Here is an 18504-nt window from a genome sequence, read left to right as displayed (position 1 = left end):
ATTATATGTTTACGGACAAAGTGATTATTGTAACGGGTGGATCAAGCGGAATGGGGAAATATATGGCAAAGAGATTTGCCGATGAAGGCGCACAAGTCATCATCACAGGACGGGACGAAGACAGATTGGAAGATGCGCGGAAAGAAATTGGGGACCGTGCACATACTTATCAAATGGACGTTCGCAACATTGAAAACGTACAAGGCATGGTGGAGTTTGCGGAAGGAAAATTCGGGAGAATCGATGGACTTGTAAACAATGCCGCCGGAAACTTTCTAGTCCATGCGGAAGAACTTTCTCCGAATGGATGGAAATCAGTCATTGACATCGTACTGAACGGAACCTTCTATTGTACAAGTGCAGTCGGCAATTACTGGATTAAAAAAGGGCAAAAAGGGGCTATTTTGAACATGCTTGCAACATATGCATGGGATGCGGGTCCGGGAGTTGTCCATTCGGCTGCTGCAAAGGCGGGCGTCATGTCGTTGACTCGCACGCTTGCAGTGGAATGGGGACGGAAATTCGGTTTCAGGGTGAATGGAATTGCACCTGGTCCTATCGAGCGTACAGGTGGAGCGGAACGCTTATTCCAATCTGAAGATGCGGTGAAAAGAACTATCAATTCAGTTCCACTAGGACGTGTAGGCAAACCGGAAGAAATCGCCGAACTAGCCGCGTTCATCATGTCCGACAAAGCCTCCTACATGAACGGTGAAATCGTCACACTAGACGGCGGACAGTGGTTGAATCAGTATCCGTTCTAATTGCAAAAAGCCTGGCACTATTGTCAGGCTTTTTGTGTGTTGAATGACTTGATCGGATCTTCAAGCATATTGCAACCATCGATTTCCGCTTCAGGCGGACGCTTTCCGGGGGGGGCGGGCGGTGAGCCAATCGAACAGCGAAGGGTTCGATTTGCCTTAATTTCTGCGTTTTTTTGCAGAAATTAAGGCATCCGTTTTGGCCTTCCTGCTCGTAACGCTACACTTTTACTCGCAAAAACCGTTCTTCGTAACGGCTTTCGCTGATCCCCCAGGAGTCGCCGCCTTCCGCTCCAATCGAAAAACATCCCGGAAAGTTGTTTCTCTTTTTATAATCAAAAATAATATTTCTTATCGAACTAATGGTTTTCAATAAAAAAACCGATAAAAAAATATGACTGCTTTTCATATTCATTTCTAATTACTTAGCCGCACCTGTTGCTTGGAGTGCAGGCGCTCGACTCCTGCGGGAATAGCACATGCCGTTACGGAGAACGGCATCTGCGACCAAAAGCAAAGCGTTGGGAGCATGGGCCTTCTCTAGGGCGGATGCCTTAATTTCCGCAAAGATCATGGAAATACGGCAAAGCGAACCCTTCGCTGTTCGATTGGCTCAAGCCGTGCCCGCGGAAAGCGAGCGCCGGAACGGAAAGCAACAGAATATCGGTAGATCTGCACCTCTAATTCATTAAAAAAGCAAAAAAAGTAAAATACTTGACGACAGGTGGAAAAGTTCGCATGAAACGGAAATAAGTATTCTTCAGTATCATTCTCTCTAACCTGTACATCCTAATCCCAATTCATGCATAGGGAGGGTTTTATCCATATGGCTATATGGATTATTCCGTTAGGGATTGTCTTTGTTATTATCGGCGTCATCGGATGGAAAGCCGTCAGTAAATGGGATGCAATAGCTGCAACGTCGTTTGATCCGCAGGACCATAGAATAGAGGAAGCGGTGGAAGACCATCCGTTCTCATTAAACCCGATTATCTGGGTCATCGGAGTGGCGGCGATTTTTATACTGTTTGTCATTTTCTATTACTGGGCCTCTTCCATATAGGAAGAGGTTTTCTAATGGAACATTTTTCATAATTCGATGGGATGTTCACTGACTCTTATGGTATGATAGGGTTGTAGAATTGTTATGACAGCTTATGATCAGAAGGAGCGATTTTTAATGATTTCTGTAAATAACAGGGATTTTCTTCAGGTGCCGATTGCCGATTATTTGATTCCTGCTGAAAAAGTGGCATGTGTGCAGGTCGGCAACAACGCGGAACACGCCCTTCTCGTCCTGACGAAAACCGGTTATTCTGCAATACCTGTCATTGATGTAAAGAACCATCTAAGGGGACTTCTAGGGATTGGGATGATCACAGATTCCATATTGGGATTAGAACGAATCGAATATGAAAAGCTGGCAGATCTGAAAGTAGATCAAATTATGCAAACTGACATCCCAGCTATTAAAACAACTGATAAATTCCAAAAAGGGTTGGATTTACTCATTAATCACACATTCCTATGTGTCACTGAAGAAGACGGCACATTTGCGGGTATACTTACGAGAAGAGTTATGTTGAAAGAATTCAAAAAATATCTCTACATGAAGTAATTTTTCCAAGGATTTATCCTTGAATAGAAGGCTCCAATAGGGGGCCTTTTCCTATTTATCAGCTTTTTTGGTGGAAAGGGGAATGTAAATGAAAGTACATAAAAAGACCAACCGTCCGCTCGTCCTCATATCCGTAATGTTGGCGATGTTCGTTGGTGCTGTTGAGGCAACAATTGTTTCAACGGCAATGCCTGCCATTGCAGGAGAGCTTGGAGGCTTTTCGAGATATAGTTGGATTTTTTCCGCCTATTTGCTTATGAGTACTGTTACCGTTCTTATTTATGGAAAGTTAGCTGACCTGTTTGGCAGAAAACCGATATTCTTCGTAGGCTTATCTATCTTCTTATTCGGTTCAATACTATGCGGATTCGCTACATCGATGGAAATGCTCATTGTTTTCAGATTGATCCAAGGCTTGGGAGCGGGTGCTGTTATGCCGATAGCGACAACCATTGTCGGGGATATTTACTCCACTGAGGAACGCGCCAAAATCCAAGGGTATTTATCGAGTGTGTGGGGCATATCAGCAGTGTCAGGCCCGGTAATTGGAGGTTTGATTGTCCAATATTGGGATTGGAAATATGTGTTTTGGGTCAATGTACCGTTAGGTTTATTGGCAATGGTGGGAATTTACTTCTTCCTTCAAGAACCGGCTACGGAAAGAAAAGTGGCAATTGATATTAAGGGAGCCGCATTATTGACGACTTCGCTATCGATCATCCTATTTTGGCTTGTTGAAGGCGGACAATCCTTTGGAAGGTCATCGTCAACAAGCCTTCTCCTTATTATTTTAGGTGCTGGGCTCTTTACATTCTTCATATGGACCGAAAGGAAGGCGGAAGATCCGATGATGCCCTTCTCCATTTGGAAGAACCCGGTTATTCTGTATGCCAATCTTGTTTCATTGACTACGGGTGTAATTCTGATTGGTGTGTCCTCGTACCTGCCCACCTATGTAACTGGCGTCATGGAACAGTCTGCAATGATTGCAGGGTTCACATTGACCGCCATGTCGATCGGGTGGCCGATCGCATCTTCCGTCGCTGGACATTTGTTGATCAGGTTCGGCACTTTCACGGTTTCGTTTGCGGGTGGCATCTCCCTTGTGATAGGTTCACTCATGTTTGTTTGGATGACTGGCGAATCAGGTCCTTTATGGGCAGCATTTTCAAGCTTTTTCGTAGGTGTCGGAATGGGCTTGACGAGCACATCCTTCATCGTAACAATCCAAGGGGCTGTCAGCCGTGAACAAAGGGGATCTGCAACAGCGGCGAACATGTTCATGCGCAATTTCGGAAATACGGTTGGAGCGGCCATTTTTGGAGCAGTTTTGAATGGATCATTGATGTCGACGTTCCGAGGGAAAAATCTAGATTATGAAGTGAATGATATTAATCTTTTATTGACGGAAGAGTCAAGGTCGACAGTACCCAATTCAAAGATGAATATTTTACAGCAAGCGCTGGATGGGTCTCTACAATGGGTGTATGTGGCTGTGCTGATTTTTGCAGTTATTAGCCTGCTGCTCATATTGCGGATACCGAGGGGAAAGGTGGTTCTTCATGACGACAACTGAGTTGGAAATCATTAAAGCCTTGGCGGAAGAAGGCAATATGCGTAAAGCGGCTGAACGTCTTTTTCTATCTCAGCCAGCCTTGTCCCAACGCCTGCAGACGATAGAGAAAGATTGGGGAACGATGCTGTTTGTACGTTCTCAAAAAGGGTTGGAGCCGACTCCGGCGGGTGAGCTTGTGATCGCTTTCGCAAGAGAGACGATCCAAAAGAGAGAGGAAACCGCGGAGATGATCGCTTCTCTGGCGGATAAAGTGCACGGTACCCTTAAAATTGCCTGTGCTTCCATCGTCGGGCAAACATGGCTGCCACAAGTGTTAAAAGAATTTGTCAGCAAGTATCCAGATGCGAAAATTTCCCTGATGACGGGCTGGAGCTCGGAAATTGTGAAAGCACTCTATGAAGGGGAAGCTCATGTCGGGATTGTGAGAGGGCAGGTGGACTGGAAGAGTAGGAAGACCTATTTGTTCAGGGACCGCCTCTACTTGGTCGATCAAGAGATTACATCAATTAATGAATTGGTGGAAACAAAGCGGCCGTTCATTCAGTTTAAAAGTGACTCCAACTATTATATGGAAATCCAACGATGGTGGCAGCGTCATTTTTCACAGTATCCGAGAAGACAAATTACCGTCGATCAGATTGAAACATGCAAACAGTTGGCGTTAAATGGAATAGGCTATGCAATTTTGCCTTCCATTACACTGACGGGAGACGAAAAAGTGAATAAAATTCCTTTACTGAATAGCGAGGAAGAATTCGAATTGACGAGAGATACTTGGTTGATCGGCTATGATTCCACTTTTGAACTGAAACAAGTGAGTGCCTTTATGGAAGTACTTGATGCACATGCCGAAAAATTAAGAAAAGAATTGAAGTAAAAGGAACTTTCCTAATTTTGCTACGTACTAATTAGAGAAGGTATACAGAATATTGGCGGTGTCCAATTGGGGGTTGCAATATGTGGAAGAAACAGTGGGGAATCATACTCGCCATAGTAGCTTTTTGCTTATTCGTGCCGGAAATCCATGCATCCGCTGCACCTGAACTTAAAGTGAAGGTGACTGCGGGATTTGATGGAAAAGCGAAATACGGCAAAGGAGCGCCGATTACGGTCGAAGTCGAAAATAACGGTACGACCGCATTCACCGGCGATATGGTCATAGATACACAGCAGTCATATGAATCTGGAGTAGGGGAAGTTTTTCCAGTGGATATCCAGGCGGGAGAAACAAAAACCGTTACATTTATCAATCAAAAAATGTTCGATTTCAATATGTATGGAATGAATGCGAAATCTATCTTTTTTTATGAAGGTGGATGGAGAAAAGGCAAGGAGATCGACCATAAAGGAACCCAGCAGATTACAGTTGCGATGTATCACGACGATACAAAAATCATGACTGCTTTCACTGACAACATCGATCGTTTGTCCGCTTTGAAGGGGATGCGCCTAACTAACTTTCCTAGCACACAAATGATTGATGCTTCTAAAATCGCAGCGTTGAAGCTACCGGAAGAAGCGGCAGGATGGGGACCGACAGATATAATTATCGTGGACGAATATCCCATAGCAGACATGTCAGCAGTTGAGCAGGAAGCGATTCTGAACTGGGTCCGCTCGGGCGGCATCATCATTTTCGGAGGTTCAGATCATCTTGCGGCGGAGTCTGGTATCTTTGCAGAGCATTTGCCATTGACGCTAAATGGAACGAAGACAATTAGCCCGGAAGCTTTCAATGAGTGGACGTCAAGAGAGGATTTTGATAAAGAAATCACGATAGCTTCAGCTGCTTTGAATCCCGATTCGAAAGCCGTATATTCTAAGGGGTCGGACATTCTAGCCGCTTCCAAACCGCTAGGCAAAGGGCTTGTTATGCAAACGGCATTTTCTATTGGGGATGAGCCTTTCTCAAAAATGCATGGAGCTGCAGCAGTGTGGAAAAATTTACTTGATACGTCAAGTCAAGCAGTGATTGCCGGCAGCATGATGCCGTATTATAACGATCCGATGGAATCATTGCGGTGGACTATAGGGAATTCGAATGAACTATTTCCATCATTTAAAGTTTCTGCACCATTCCTATTTGGTGTGATCATCTTCTATATTATTATCATCATTCCGGTCTTATATATCGTTTTAAAGAGGAAAGACAAGCGAGAACATGCCTGGTGGATTATTCCGGCGATATCCGTTGGAGTCTCCGTTTTCATTTTCGCCTATGGGGCGCGTGATCGGATTGGGCAGGCACAACTCCAACAAACATCAATATTCGATGTTGAGCAGGACGGAAGATTGACCGGCTATTTCGTTGAGTCGATCTTGACGAACAAAGCGGACGATTTTATTTTTTCAGCACCGAAAGAAACGACAATGTCGACCTACACTCCTTACTCCATGGGGCTATTCGGACCTTCTTCAATGGGAGCCAATTCGCATAAGCGGGCAATTCTTGAGAGAAATGCTTCCGGTACGAATTTGCATCTTCGTGATATCGGCTATTGGGATGTTGCGACAGTTTACGGACAAACAACATTAGAGGAAGTCGGAAAATTCGATATTGATTTGACAGTGAAAGACAAACAGCTGACAGGTGAAATTACAAACAATTTTCCGTTTCCAGTGAACGACATTGCTATCTGGTCCGGAACGAGCAGAATAAAAATCGGTGATCTGGGTCCTGGCGAAACAATGAAGGTTAATGAAACGTTGAAGACCTCGACATTGGTTCGAAAACGTTCTTCCAACTCGATGCATATGGGGCAAATGCCTGCAACGACCGATGATCTGACAAAAATGAGAAAAGACAGTCTTATTACGTTCTCAGGTGAGTTCATGAGCAACGATCCGAAGCCCGGACTTATTGGCTATACGGATACAAAACTCGTGCCGATCGAACTCGCAAAAACAAAGGCGGCGACAGATTCGTTAACATTGCTTTCGCAGGCGTTCACACCGAAAGTCGAGTTTAGCGGAAGCTTTACAGTAGACCCTGAAATGATGACGATGAATCTCATTTCCGAGGCAAATAACATACAGGCTCATCCTGTCGGGTATGCGGCGAATACGTATTATTTTGACGAAGATACGTATATCCAAACGTGGCAAGTTCCCGAGGATCTAGTGCAAAAGGTATCCGTTTGGAAATCAATTGACATTTCGAAAATACAAAAGCAGTTATACACACTGCAAGTTTGGAATGTCAAAACACAAACGTATGATGCGCTTGAATCCGAAAGGAAATTGACATTGGATTCAATTGATGACTATATAACGGCGGATGGAAAAGTAACATTCAAGATGGAGTTTATTAATAAGCAACACGGCAATGAAGGGCAACCGCCTACTATCCAGTTGCATGGCGAGGTGAAGAAATGATTGAGATTAAAGGTTTGACGAAGAAATATGGTCAATTCACCGCCCTTGATGATTTGAATTTAACATTAGATGAAGGAACTGTCTTCGGATTTGTCGGTGCCAATGGTGCCGGTAAATCCACGACTTTCCTCATCGTTTCCACGTTGTTGCAGCCGACTTCAGGCGATGTGATGATTAACGGGGTAAGCGTGCGGGAAAAACCTGCTGACATTCGTAAACTGATCGGCTATATGCCGGACTTTTTTGGAGTGTATGATCAGTTGAAGGCTGATGAATACCTCGATTTTTATGGCGCAAGCTACGGAATTCCGGAAGAAGAAAGGAAGAAACTCATTCCGCAGTTATTGGAATTAGTGAATCTATCGCATAAAAGAGATTCATATGTCGACCTACTATCCCGGGGGATGAAGCAAAGATTATGTTTGGCCAGATGCCTCATCCACGATCCGAAAGTGCTCATTTTGGATGAACCGGCATCTGGGTTGGATCCTAGGGCACGAATTGAAATGCGCGACATTTTAAAAACGCTTAAAGGCATGGGAAAGACGATTTTGATATCTTCACATATTTTGCCTGAATTGGCGGAGATGTGTGATGAAATCGGTGTCATTGACAATGGCAAACTGATAGCCCATGGTTCTGTTGCAGACATCCAGAAAAAACTGCAAGGCGAAAAAACGATAACCGTCCGTTTAGCGTCGCAATCCGCGGAAGCTATCTCGTTTTTCGAAGAACAGCCTTTTGTCACTTCGATTGAAAAGCTCGAAGGAGATGAAGGGGTTTCCTTCATCTATAGAGGTGAGGAAGCGGAGCAGATTGATATGCTGAAACAAGCAATACTTAGTGATTTGCCGATCCTTTCCTTCAAGGAGCATGTCACGAACTTGGAAGATGTCTTTATGGAAATAACGAAAGGGGCCGACTGAAGATGAATTTTACTAATCCGGTTCTTTTTAAAGAGTTGAAGCTCAGATTCCGCTCATTCAAAGGTTTCAATGGGATCCTCTTCTTTCTGTTGGCAATGTGCATTTTTGTCTTCGGTTATATTTTTCTGACGGTCAATTTGACGGGGACTTCCTATTTCAGGCCAAGTCAAAGCTTTGTCTTATTCGCCTTCCTCTCTTACATCCAGCTAGGACTTGTATTGTTTACAGCTCCAGGATTGACGGCTGGTTCAATCAGTTCGGAAAGGGAGAAACAGACATTGCCGATTTTATTGACGACATCGCAAAGCTCTTTTCAGATCATTTCCGGTAAGATGCTTTCTTCGGTGGCTTTTCTACTGTTGCTCATCGTAGCAGGACTTCCGGTTTACAGTTTGGTCTTCTTATTTGGTGGAATATCACCAGGAGATTTCGTGAAGATCTTCCTGTTCCTCTTTGTTACATTACTTGCTATTGGCAGCATTGGCGTCATGTTTTCAACTTTGATCCGAAGGACAGTTGTCTCAATGATTGCAACATACGGTACAATGCTATTCTTGTCGGTAGTGACCGGGTTTCTATTCATTATCGTCATACAAATGAAAGCATTTAATCAGATGGGGACCCCGGTGACATCGCCATCATATCTGGGACAAATATTGGCTTCCATTAATCCAGCGGTGTTATTCGCGACATTTCTATCGCCCGAGCTGAACCGGTCGATCAGCGAAATGACGAAAATCGATTTTCCAATCTGGGCGGGCTATTTGATTTTCTACGGAATCATTACTGTAATGGCTCTTTTCATTGCTGTGAAAAAACTACGTGTTAATATGAAACGATTAAAATGATGGGGTGAGGCATATGGAAAAGAAATCAGCATTACATCGATATGTCGGAAAAGCTCTCGCATCATTGCGTATTGAGCGATCTGTCCATATGCTGCAAACAGGGCTGTTCATGACTACTTTGTTATTCACATTGTTCCTGACCGCTTCCCGATTGTTCATATTGCCTCATTATGAATGGATTGCCTTTTGGATCGCCGTCATTGCTCTAATTGCATCGCTCGTCGTACTCTTCCTAAAGAACGTCCGCCGAGAAGAGGCTGTTTGGAAGCTTGACCATTATGTACCGGATAATTTACTCGTCACCGCTTTAGATGATCGCGTTCAGCATTCAGACTTTGCGCAAGCGATTGTGAAGCGGGCGGAAAGCGCGATGGTGAGTGCTTATCCGCAATTCAAGAAACGAGATAAAAAATATGTGAATGGAAAAATGCTGACAGGTTTTCTAATTTTGCTCACATGTTCCGTCTTCTTAATCGTTTTTCCTTCCGAAGCACAACAAGAAGCGAAAGCTGTTGCCAAGGAAAAGGAAATTATCCAGGAACTGAAGAAGGAAGTAACGGATTTGATGAAGAAGGAAAAAGATCCTGAGCAGAAAAAAGAGTTAGCGGAACTTGCGGAGAAACTGAAAGAGACAAAAACGAGCGAAGAAACATTAAGAGAATTGGTTAAGAAGCAAAAGGAATTCAAGTTGAAAGAACATAGATTGACCGAAAAGAAGAATGCTTCAAAAGACGGTTTAAGTGAGTCCGAGGAAATGGAGCTCGAAGAACTTAAATCGCTTGTTGACCAACTCGCACAGCAAGCAGGAAAAGCGCAAAGTGCATTGAATAAAATCGGTAAAGCCCCTTCGTTGCCGGCTTTGGCTAGTGCCGGAAATACTCCTGCAACAAGCAATGGTCAAGTTGGTTCTAACGCCAAGCCCGGTACTGGACAGTCCCAAGGCGGCGGAGGCAGCCAAGGTCAAGGCCAGGGTCAAGGCCAAGGCGAAGGTCAGGGCGAAGGCGAAGGCCAAGGCGAAGGTCAAGGCCAAGGCGAAGGTCAGGGCGAAGGCGAAGGAGAAGGTCAAGGTCAAGGTCAGGGCCAAGGTCAAGGCCAAGGTCAAGGCCAAGGTCAGGGTCAAGGCCAAGGCCAAGGCCAAGGCCAAGGTCAAGGCCAAGGGTCAGGAGCAGGAACTGGCAAAGGGGGACGCGACCTACTTTCAATTCCGTCCGATAGAATGGGCAATTCCAATGATCCATCTATTGTAGGCGGTAAGCTCGGAGAAGGAGAATTCATCGAAGAAAATGAACGCGAAGGCCTTGTTGAAAGAGGAACATTACGGCCATATCAAGAAGTGGTCGGAAGCTATAAAGACGCCTATTTAAAAGGGTCGGATAAAATGAATCTTCCTGCCGATTTACAGCGGATCCTTTCCGATTACTTTTCATCAATCGAATGACTAATGGATGGGAGTTGTACAAATGTCGTTTTCACCAGAGCAATTTGAAGAAATGAGTACACGGCTTGCAGAAGTACGGGAAGAAATTGGGAAATTCATTGTTGGACAACACGAAGCAGTCGAATTCTCCATATATTCTATTTTAGCGGATGGGCATGCCTTGTTGGAGGGTCTGCCCGGCTTAGGAAAGACGATGCTGATCCGGACGATATCTGAAGTTTTGGATCTGTCTTTTTCCCGTATTCAATTTACACCGGATCTCATGCCGGCCGATATTACAGGGACGAGCATTTTGGAACGGAATCCGGAAGGGGTTCAACGTTTTGTTTTCAGAGAAGGACCGATTTTCAGCCAAATGGTATTGGCAGATGAGATCAACCGTGCCACGCCGAAGACCCAAAGTGCTTTACTTGAGGCGATGGGTGAAAAAACAGTTACTGTACTTGGCGAAACCCGGAAGATGTCCAGGCCATTCTTCGTCCTTGCCACGCAGAATCCGATTGAGATGGAAGGAACATATCCACTGCCTGAAGCGCAAATGGACCGATTTTTATGCAAGATTCTTCTTCCTTATCCCGCAAAGGAAGAATTGAAGGAAATCATGCTGAGGACAACCGGGCCGAAAACAGTTGCTATCAAAAAAGTGATGGATACAGAGACAATTATTTTAGCACAAGAAATGGCGAAATCGGTTGTCATCGCTGACGAAATGATGGATTATGCGGTTGATCTAGTATCGGCGACACATCATCGAACGGATTCCGAAGATGATTGGAATCAATATGTCCAATATGGAAGCGGTCCACGTGGGCTGCAATCCATTATCCGTCTGGCAAAGGCAAGGGCACTGGTGGCAGGACGTTTCCATGTATCGATTGCGGATATAAAAACAGTTGCCAAACCGGCGTTGAGACACCGTATCCTCATCAATTATGAAGGGGAAGCGGAAGGGATCGATGTTGATAAGCTTATCGATCGTTTTCTGGAGGACATTCGTCAAGGAGCGCAAGTCTGATGAGAGAGGACCTCTTCCCCGACCGATTGTCCAAACGATTAGGTGCGTTATCCATAATCTCCAGATCAAGACGGTTGGGACATCATAAAGGGACACATCGTTCCAGTAAGACGGGAACATCATTGGATTTTTCGGATTTCAGAGAATATCATCCGGGAGACGATTTGCGTCATATTGACTGGAATGTGTTCGCTCGTACGGATAAACCGTTCATCAAGCAATTTTTGGATGAACAAGAAATGCGGGTACATATATTACTCGATTCCACAAGATCGATGGGCACGGATGGAAAGTGGGATTTTGCACGTCAATTGGCAATCGGATTAGGGCATATCGCGCTAAAGAGCGGAGACACTGTTTCATTTTCCACATGGTCTACCAGCCGGAATTATTTCTTCCGGAAAAAAGGTGCATTGCATCGGGCTTCATTCTCAAAGTACGTATCGCAATTACAAGAACCTGTAGCCGAAGGAGAGTTTGCCGACCAAGTGGTGAAGCACGTCCCGAAGGCGATGACTGTCCTCTTCATAATTACTGATGGATTGGAGCAGTTGGATAAATGGGAGCGCCTGTTCAGAAGACTGCCCGGGGTTTGCAAGGACATCCGGATACTTACAGTCCATTCACCGGTGGAGGAGCTTCCCGCTTATGAAGGGGATGTACGCTTTGTTGATGTGGAAAACGGATCCGTCATTGAAGTGTCAATGAATCAGAGGATTGTCAAAGAGTATAAAGAGAAGAAAATGAAACATGAAGCAGAGCTGACGGCATTGGCGAGAAAATATGGTATCCAGATTTTGCGCACGGAAGTTTCGGAAGGCGTGATGGATAGTTTTACAAAAAAGATGAGACATGCCGGATGGTTGCGCTGAGAGGGGGCGGCTAAGTGGGGTTCGATCAAATCGGTAATTTATGGACGGCAATTTTCCCGTTGGCCGTCCTGCTATATTATTTTTTCCGAAAAAAGTACGTAACGACGACCATTTCGTCCACATTGTTTTGGGAAAGATCGATGCGGGAGACAAAGGTTTCTCCATACCTGAAGAATTTACAACGGAATGCCCTATTTTATTTGCAGATGGCAGCATTATTGCTATTGTTGTTCATCCTGCTCCGTCCCTTTTTGCCGAAGGAGACTGTCGCAGATGGCCATACGGTGTTTGTCGTTGACGCTTCCGCATCCATGGCTGCCGTAGACGGCGACCGATCTTTATTGGAAAATAGTAAAGTGAAGATGCGTGCCATTGCCGAAGAGCGTAAAGGTGAATCATTCTCCATTATTATTACGGGAAAGGAACCTTCCCTATTGCTGCGGGAAGAGACTGATCAACGTCATGTCTTGGAAGTGATTGACGAGATCGAGGTGGCTTATGAATATGAGCAGCTGGGACGATCCCTTGAATTTGTCAGATCCATCGCCCAACAAGCTGAAGCGGATGTCCATATTTTCACCGATTATCTTGACCGTTCACAATTCATGGAGAGCGAAAGTGGCATCGCGTGGACAATTCATAATAACGAAAATCCAATAGACAATATTGCCATTGAAAAATTCGGTGCCATACATACATCAGATGGGACAGAGGCCATCGTCAAGCTGTTAAATCAAACAGAGTCTAAACAGACCGGCAAGGTGTTTGTCAATGATGGGTTGACGGGCGCTAGATTGGCTGAACAGGATTTTTCCGTTGAAAAAGAGGCGGACACCCTTCTTTCATTCAAAGAGTTGCCAATGTTGCAAGCGTTCCATGTTCATATGGAAGTGGAAGACGACTATGCCGTTGATAATGATGCATTTATCGTCATCGGTAGTGAATCCTCGGAAGTGATTGTCGACAATCAATTGCATGAATTGGTCAAAAAAGCGTTTGAAGCGATTGGGCTCACCGTCAGTTCAGGGTCCTTCAATGAAATGACATCGGCAAGAGACCATTCCATGATTGTTACGAACGAGACTTCTTTTTTGGAGGAAGGGTCAGAGCCGATCTTGTTGATTGGCAGGAATGATGCAATGACAGAACCGGTTTCAGGTTCGATGGAGTCGTCCAATGATGCGTTGTTCTCAATCGCTCCGATTGATGATGTGTATGTAAGTGCGCTTTACCCTCCATTCGATGGGTTTTCGACGTTAGCTGCCATCGATGGCAAACCGTTCATTCAGCGATCACCAAGAGGCGATATTATTATCTTGACGGATATCGGTTTGACTGATTGGCCGCTGCACCCATCATTTCCGTTGTTCTTTTGGAGTTCGATGGAAATGCTCCGGTCTGGAAGTGATATTGCCGGAACGTTCAGCCCGAATGAAAGAAAAGCATTATTGACCGGAAGTGGATCGGAAGGGATAGAGGTTTTCACAATCAATGATAAGTATGTTGCAACATATCCGGCAGGTGAAAACTTTGTCGCCCCAGCAAAACCGGGAATTTATAAACTGATGGAAAGTGGGGCTGAGCGGTATTTATCCGTACAGTTAGAGCCGGATGAGAAATCGGTTGCCTTCGGGTCCAGTTATAAACTTGGTGCCGGTCCTGCAGGTGATGGAGATAGAGAAGAAGGTAAACAAATGATCGGGTGGCTATTCCTTATACCAGTCCTCCTTCTTTTAGTAATAGAGTGGGAGGTGCAGAGACGTCGTGGATATCCGAATTGAGGAGCCATTATGGCTTTTGCTGCTTGTACCGATAACTATTTACATGGCGTATGCTTGGAAGTCTTCTAATATGCGTTTCGCTCGGAAGGGGACAATCCTATATGCTTTAAGAAGCCTTGTAATCCTCTGTATCGTTTTCGCCCTAACTGTTCCTTATGTACTGTTGCCAGATGACGAGGAGCAGATCATATTCGTTGTCGATCGATCCGTTTCGGTGGAAGAGGCAGGTCAAGCTGCCGAACAATGGATTTCGGAAAGTTTGAAGGAGAGAAAAGCGAATCAATCCGTCGGTATTTATTCATTTGCAGGAACGTTTCGGACGGACAGCCGGTTAACAGCTGCTGAATTGGAAATGCCGAAGTTGGATCCGATTGATTCGAATGGTGCAACGAATATTGCAAACGCGGTTGACTTATCCGCTGCAGTGGCTAAAGCGGGCTTAGCGACGAGAATCGTTCTATTGTCCGATGGGTTGGAAACGGAAGGGGCAATCGAGGAACTGTTGCCGAAATATAAGAATAGCCATGTTCAAATCGACACGGTCGAGTTAAGGCGATCGAATGACGCGGATGCCTCCATCTCATTATTCGAGACTCCCCGAACTGCCTTTGAGGGCGAAAGGCAATTGTTGCGCGTTGAGGTTGAGTCATCCACCGAAACGATTGGCCAGTTGTTGGTCTATTTAAATGACGAAGAGATCATTAGTGAAACGGTAGCCCTTGATGAGGGAGCCAACCAATTTGCATTTCATCATGAAGCGAGGGGAACAGGCCTGCTTAAGTATGAGGCAAAGCTGATTGTACCTGAGGATGGACTTCTTGAAAATAATCGGATGCTTTCAGTCACAATGCTTGAGCAATCTCCAAGAGTGCTTGTCGTGGATACCGAGAGGAGCCCTTCCGTCATACCGTCGCTTCTTGACCGGAACGCGATGGATGTTGAGGTAATGGATGCTGAAATATTACCGGAATCATTGTCCGGTTATTTAGGATACAGTGCAATCATTTTTGATAATGTCCCTGGTCATCTTGTCGGGGAACATAAGATGACTGTCATCGAGCAGGCCGTTAAAAACTTCGGGACGGGATTCATGATGGTCGGAGGCGATGAAAGCTATGGGTTGGGCGGCTATTTCAAGTCGCCGATTGAACGTTTATTGCCAGTGGAAATGGAAGTGAAAGGGAAGGAACAGCTTCCGTCACTTGGGCTTGTCATTGCGATGGACCGTTCCGGCAGTATGTCAGGATCGAAAATAGTCATTGCAAGAGAAGCGGCTGCGAGGGCGGTGGAGCTGCTTCGTAATGATGATACGTTTGGCTTCACGGCGTTTGACCATGAGCTCTGGGAAGTCATCCCGGTTGGTCCATTATTAGATAAGCAAGAAGCGATGGACCAGATCTTGTCCATTCCTGCGGCCGGTGGTACAGATATTTTTCCTTCAGTTGCAAAAGCATATGAAGATTTGTCCGATCTGAAGCTTCAACGGAAGCATATCATCCTGTTGACGGATGGCCAATCATCTATGCCCCCTGATTATGAGGACATTATTGCGGAAGGCAAAAAAACGAATGTCACGTTATCGACCGTGTCAATCGGAACCGACGCTGACAGTGTGCTGCTCGAAGAATTGGCTGAACTCGGTGGAGGCCGATTTTACAACGCAGTGGATGAGTCAACGGTTCCAGCAATATTGACACGGGAAACATCCATGCTGACGAGGACGTATATCGAGGATGATCCATTCTATGTTTCGCTTAGCAACGTTCCGGAATGGACGTCGATTTTCGCGGAAGGCGTCCCGCAGATGAACGCCTATATTGCGACGACTCCTAAGGGAACTGCGACAATTGTTGCGGAAAGCCCGAAGGAGGATCCCGTCATTGCGGAATGGATGTACGGATTGGGTCGGACGGTTGCGTTCACGTCCGATTCCACAGGGAAGTGGTCCGGTGACTTGGCAAGATGGGAAGGCTATTCGGGCTTCTGGAACACCGCTGTTGCTCGATTAATGCCTTCCTATGAAGAAGTTCCCTATCTGATCACCCATGACCGAGGCGGTACGTACACGATCACCGACAGTTCACGGAAGTCAGCGTTTTTGGACGTCGTGATTGTGGATGAGCAAGGGGAAGAAGTGCCTTTCCAGTCAGAACCTCTGGCACCTGGGAAAGTGAAGGTTACGTTGGACGCTGAACCCGGCCTTGTCTTTTTCGGCATTTCTGATGATAAGGGTGGCTTATTTCAAGCGGGAGTTTCAGTCCCCTACAGTGCGGAATACAAACCATCAGAACCAAATATTGCATTGCTCGAGAAAATCGCCGACCGGACAGGCGGGGAGCACTACGAAGATCCAGCGCAAGTGTTCCGCCCACATCCGTTTAAGAGCGGAGATCGGAAACCGATTGCAGATTGGCTCATTCTGATGGCAATGATTTTGTTTTTCATTGACATTACACTGCGCCGTTTTGGAATGTTTTCCGGTTTGCTTGACCGGAAAGAGAAGTTTGAAGTGAATGAGGCTCCTCCGGTTAAACAAGAAGACCACGTGGCGGAATTATTAAAAGCGAAAAAGAAGCGTTAAAAAAACCCTTGTCTCCCATTTGGGAGCAAGGGTTCAGACAGTAGACAAAAGGGATGGAAATCGAATTGATTCCCATCCCTTTTGTCTTTTTAGATGCATTGATGCAAAAACGGTAGACTGACGCGACGTTGATTTCCGTTCCGGGCGGCTTTAGTACTATCATTCCTGCTCCCTTAGGGTCGCATAAAACATTGCTCGTAACGCTACGCTTTTACTCACAAGCGCAGCGTTGCGCCAGAAGGTCCAAGGATGCCTTAATTTCTGCAAAAAGCGCAGAAATTAAGGCAAATCGAACCCTTCGCTGTTCGATTGGCTCACCGCCCGCCCCCCGGAAAGCGTGCGCCTGGAACGGAAAGCAACGTTTCAAGAGAAATCTCCAATTATTCATCTACAGAAAAGGGGCTATCACAGAAAGTCAGTTTTCACCGACTTTCTGGACAGCCCCTTTTCGTTTATGTTCTCGTCGAAGCGAGGAGAAGTGTGTTCTTTCTGGACCAGACAGTCGCAATTCCGAAGCAGATAAGGAGGATAGCTGTGCCCAGGAAATATGGGAATGTAATATTGATATCGAAAATGGATCCGGCAAGCGCTGGGCCGATCATATTTCCAAGGCTCATATATGCATTCATCATCCCAGCTGCATACCCTTGCTCTTCACCGGCAAGCTTCGAAACGAGCGTATTAACCGCTGGCCGGAGCAGGGAAGTCGCCGTTGAGAAGATCGTTGCGACGAAGAGGATTGTCCAAAATAAATCGACGAATAGAATGGCCATCATTGAAATAGCTGCTACGACCAAATTGAAAAGAATCACACGCATTTCCCCGAATCTTTTAAACAGCGGATTGATGACGAAAGTCTGCACAATAACACCTACAAAACCTCCGACCGTAATCAATACTGCAATTTGCGAAGGGGTATAACCATACTTATGGTCGACATACAAGGAAATCGTCGATTGGAAATTCGCGAGTCCGAAGGAAAAGACGAACATGACAATCAACATGACGAAATAAGGGGTTGTTGTCGACTTTTTCAATTGTTTAAAGAGGTTTTCCTGCTTCACTACTACCTTTTCGGCTGAAACGACTGGCGCGGGATTAGGTAAAATGAAAATCGAAAGAATGGCTGCAAATATTGCAGCCCCCGCTGCAAAATAAAACGGGAAAAACAGACTGATCTTCGATAGGAAGCCACCGATCCCTGGTCCAATCATGAAGCCGAGTGACATGGAAGCTCCTAGCAATCCCATACCCCTGCCTCGCCCTTCCAATGTAGTGATATCCGCAACAAACGCCATCATCGGTGGGATGATGAACGCTGCTCCCATACCAGAAAAGAATCGGGCTGCAAATAGCATCCATAATTCAGTCGATAAACTGAAAGCAAATTGAGCTGAACCATAAATGAACAAACCAAGTATGATGATTTTCTTTCTTCCATGCCGGTCTGATAAATCTCCTGATATCGGTGAAAAGATGAATTGCGCGAATGAAAAGATTGCAATCAGGAATCCGAGCACTTTTCCGGCAACGCCGAATGTGCCTAAAAACTCAGGCATGATCGGGATAATAAGACCGATGCCCGCCATAGCTATGAACATATTAAACATCAAAATGTATAACGCCAAATTATTTGTTTGCTTCTCAACCAAAGGCAACCAGCCCCTCTATCTATTTCGTGTTATTGAAACATCTTACCATAAAAACACAATA

The 18504-nt window shown here is 45.4% G+C and carries 14 protein-coding genes; 13 read left to right on the top strand and 1 reads right to left on the bottom strand.

Annotated features, from left to right (window positions below):
* Nucleotides 1-5 precede the first annotated feature (5 nt).
* The 13 genes from fadH to M3152_RS09840 all read left to right on the top strand — a co-directional run bounded on the left by fadH (nt 6) and on the right by M3152_RS09840 (nt 16791).
* Nucleotides 6-764 (top strand): 2,4-dienoyl-CoA reductase, encoded by a 759-nt coding sequence (gene fadH / locus M3152_RS09900; RefSeq protein ID WP_251694960.1) that lies wholly within the window; start codon nt 6-8, stop codon nt 762-764.
* A gap of 823 nt (nt 765-1587) precedes the next feature.
* Nucleotides 1588-1824 carry a dolichyl-diphosphooligosaccharide--protein glycosyltransferase subunit 2 gene (locus M3152_RS09895; protein ID WP_251694959.1) on the top strand — a complete coding sequence of 79 codons (237 nt, stop codon included), beginning with the start codon at nt 1588-1590 and terminating at the stop codon, nt 1822-1824.
* Nucleotides 1825-1941: 117 nt separating this feature from the next.
* Complete coding sequence (gene cbpB, locus M3152_RS09890) at nt 1942-2379, top strand: cyclic-di-AMP-binding protein CbpB (protein WP_251694958.1); 438 nt, start codon at nt 1942-1944, stop codon at nt 2377-2379.
* 88 nt (nt 2380-2467) lie between these two features.
* Nucleotides 2468-3955, top strand: coding sequence for an MDR family MFS transporter (locus M3152_RS09885; RefSeq protein ID WP_251694957.1), 1488 nt, complete (start codon nt 2468-2470; stop codon nt 3953-3955).
* Nucleotides 3942-4832, top strand: coding sequence for a LysR family transcriptional regulator (locus tag M3152_RS09880; protein WP_251694956.1), 891 nt, complete (start codon nt 3942-3944; stop codon nt 4830-4832). The genes M3152_RS09885 and M3152_RS09880 overlap by 14 nt, the downstream gene beginning before the upstream one ends.
* 80 nt (nt 4833-4912) lie before the next feature.
* Nucleotides 4913-7330, top strand: a complete 2418-nt coding sequence (locus M3152_RS09875) for a hypothetical protein (RefSeq protein ID WP_251694955.1) — start codon at nt 4913-4915, stop codon at nt 7328-7330.
* The gene (locus M3152_RS09870; RefSeq protein WP_251694954.1) at nt 7327-8256 is read left to right on the top strand and encodes an ABC transporter ATP-binding protein; all 930 of its coding nucleotides are present in this window, start codon (nt 7327-7329) and stop codon (nt 8254-8256) included. The genes M3152_RS09875 and M3152_RS09870 overlap by 4 nt, the downstream gene beginning before the upstream one ends.
* The gene (locus M3152_RS09865) at nt 8253-9104 is read left to right on the top strand and encodes an ABC transporter permease (protein ID WP_251695311.1); all 852 of its coding nucleotides are present in this window, start codon (nt 8253-8255) and stop codon (nt 9102-9104) included. The genes M3152_RS09870 and M3152_RS09865 overlap by 4 nt, the downstream gene beginning before the upstream one ends.
* A 13-nt stretch (nt 9105-9117) precedes the next feature.
* Nucleotides 9118-10542 (top strand): hypothetical protein, encoded by a 1425-nt coding sequence (locus M3152_RS09860; protein WP_251694953.1) that lies wholly within the window; start codon nt 9118-9120, stop codon nt 10540-10542.
* 22 nt (nt 10543-10564) lie between these two features.
* Nucleotides 10565-11557 carry an AAA family ATPase gene (locus M3152_RS09855; protein WP_251694952.1) on the top strand — a complete coding sequence of 331 codons (993 nt, stop codon included), beginning with the start codon at nt 10565-10567 and terminating at the stop codon, nt 11555-11557.
* Nucleotides 11557-12429, top strand: a complete 873-nt coding sequence (locus tag M3152_RS09850; protein ID WP_251694951.1) for a DUF58 domain-containing protein — start codon at nt 11557-11559, stop codon at nt 12427-12429. The genes M3152_RS09855 and M3152_RS09850 overlap by 1 nt, the downstream gene beginning before the upstream one ends.
* 14 nt (nt 12430-12443) lie before the next feature.
* A complete protein-coding gene (locus M3152_RS09845; RefSeq protein ID WP_251694950.1) occupies nt 12444-14210 on the top strand; it encodes a vWA domain-containing protein in 1767 nt (588 codons plus the stop codon).
* Nucleotides 14194-16791 (top strand): VWA domain-containing protein, encoded by a 2598-nt coding sequence (locus M3152_RS09840; protein WP_251694949.1) that lies wholly within the window; start codon nt 14194-14196, stop codon nt 16789-16791. The genes M3152_RS09845 and M3152_RS09840 overlap by 17 nt, the downstream gene beginning before the upstream one ends.
* Nucleotides 16792-17243: 452 nt before the next feature.
* Here the strand turns inward: M3152_RS09840 and M3152_RS09835 are convergent, their stop codons facing one another.
* On the bottom strand, nt 17244-18401 hold the full coding sequence (locus M3152_RS09835; protein ID WP_251695310.1) for an MFS transporter: 1158 nt from the start codon (nt 18399-18401) through the stop codon (nt 17244-17246).
* Between the last annotated feature and the right edge of the window lie 103 nt (nt 18402-18504).

The organism is Sporosarcina luteola (assembly GCF_023715245.1).
Taxonomy (GTDB): Bacteria; Bacillota; Bacilli; order Bacillales_A; family Planococcaceae; genus Sporosarcina; species Sporosarcina luteola_C.
This window is presented reverse-complemented; position numbering and strand designations above follow the sequence as displayed.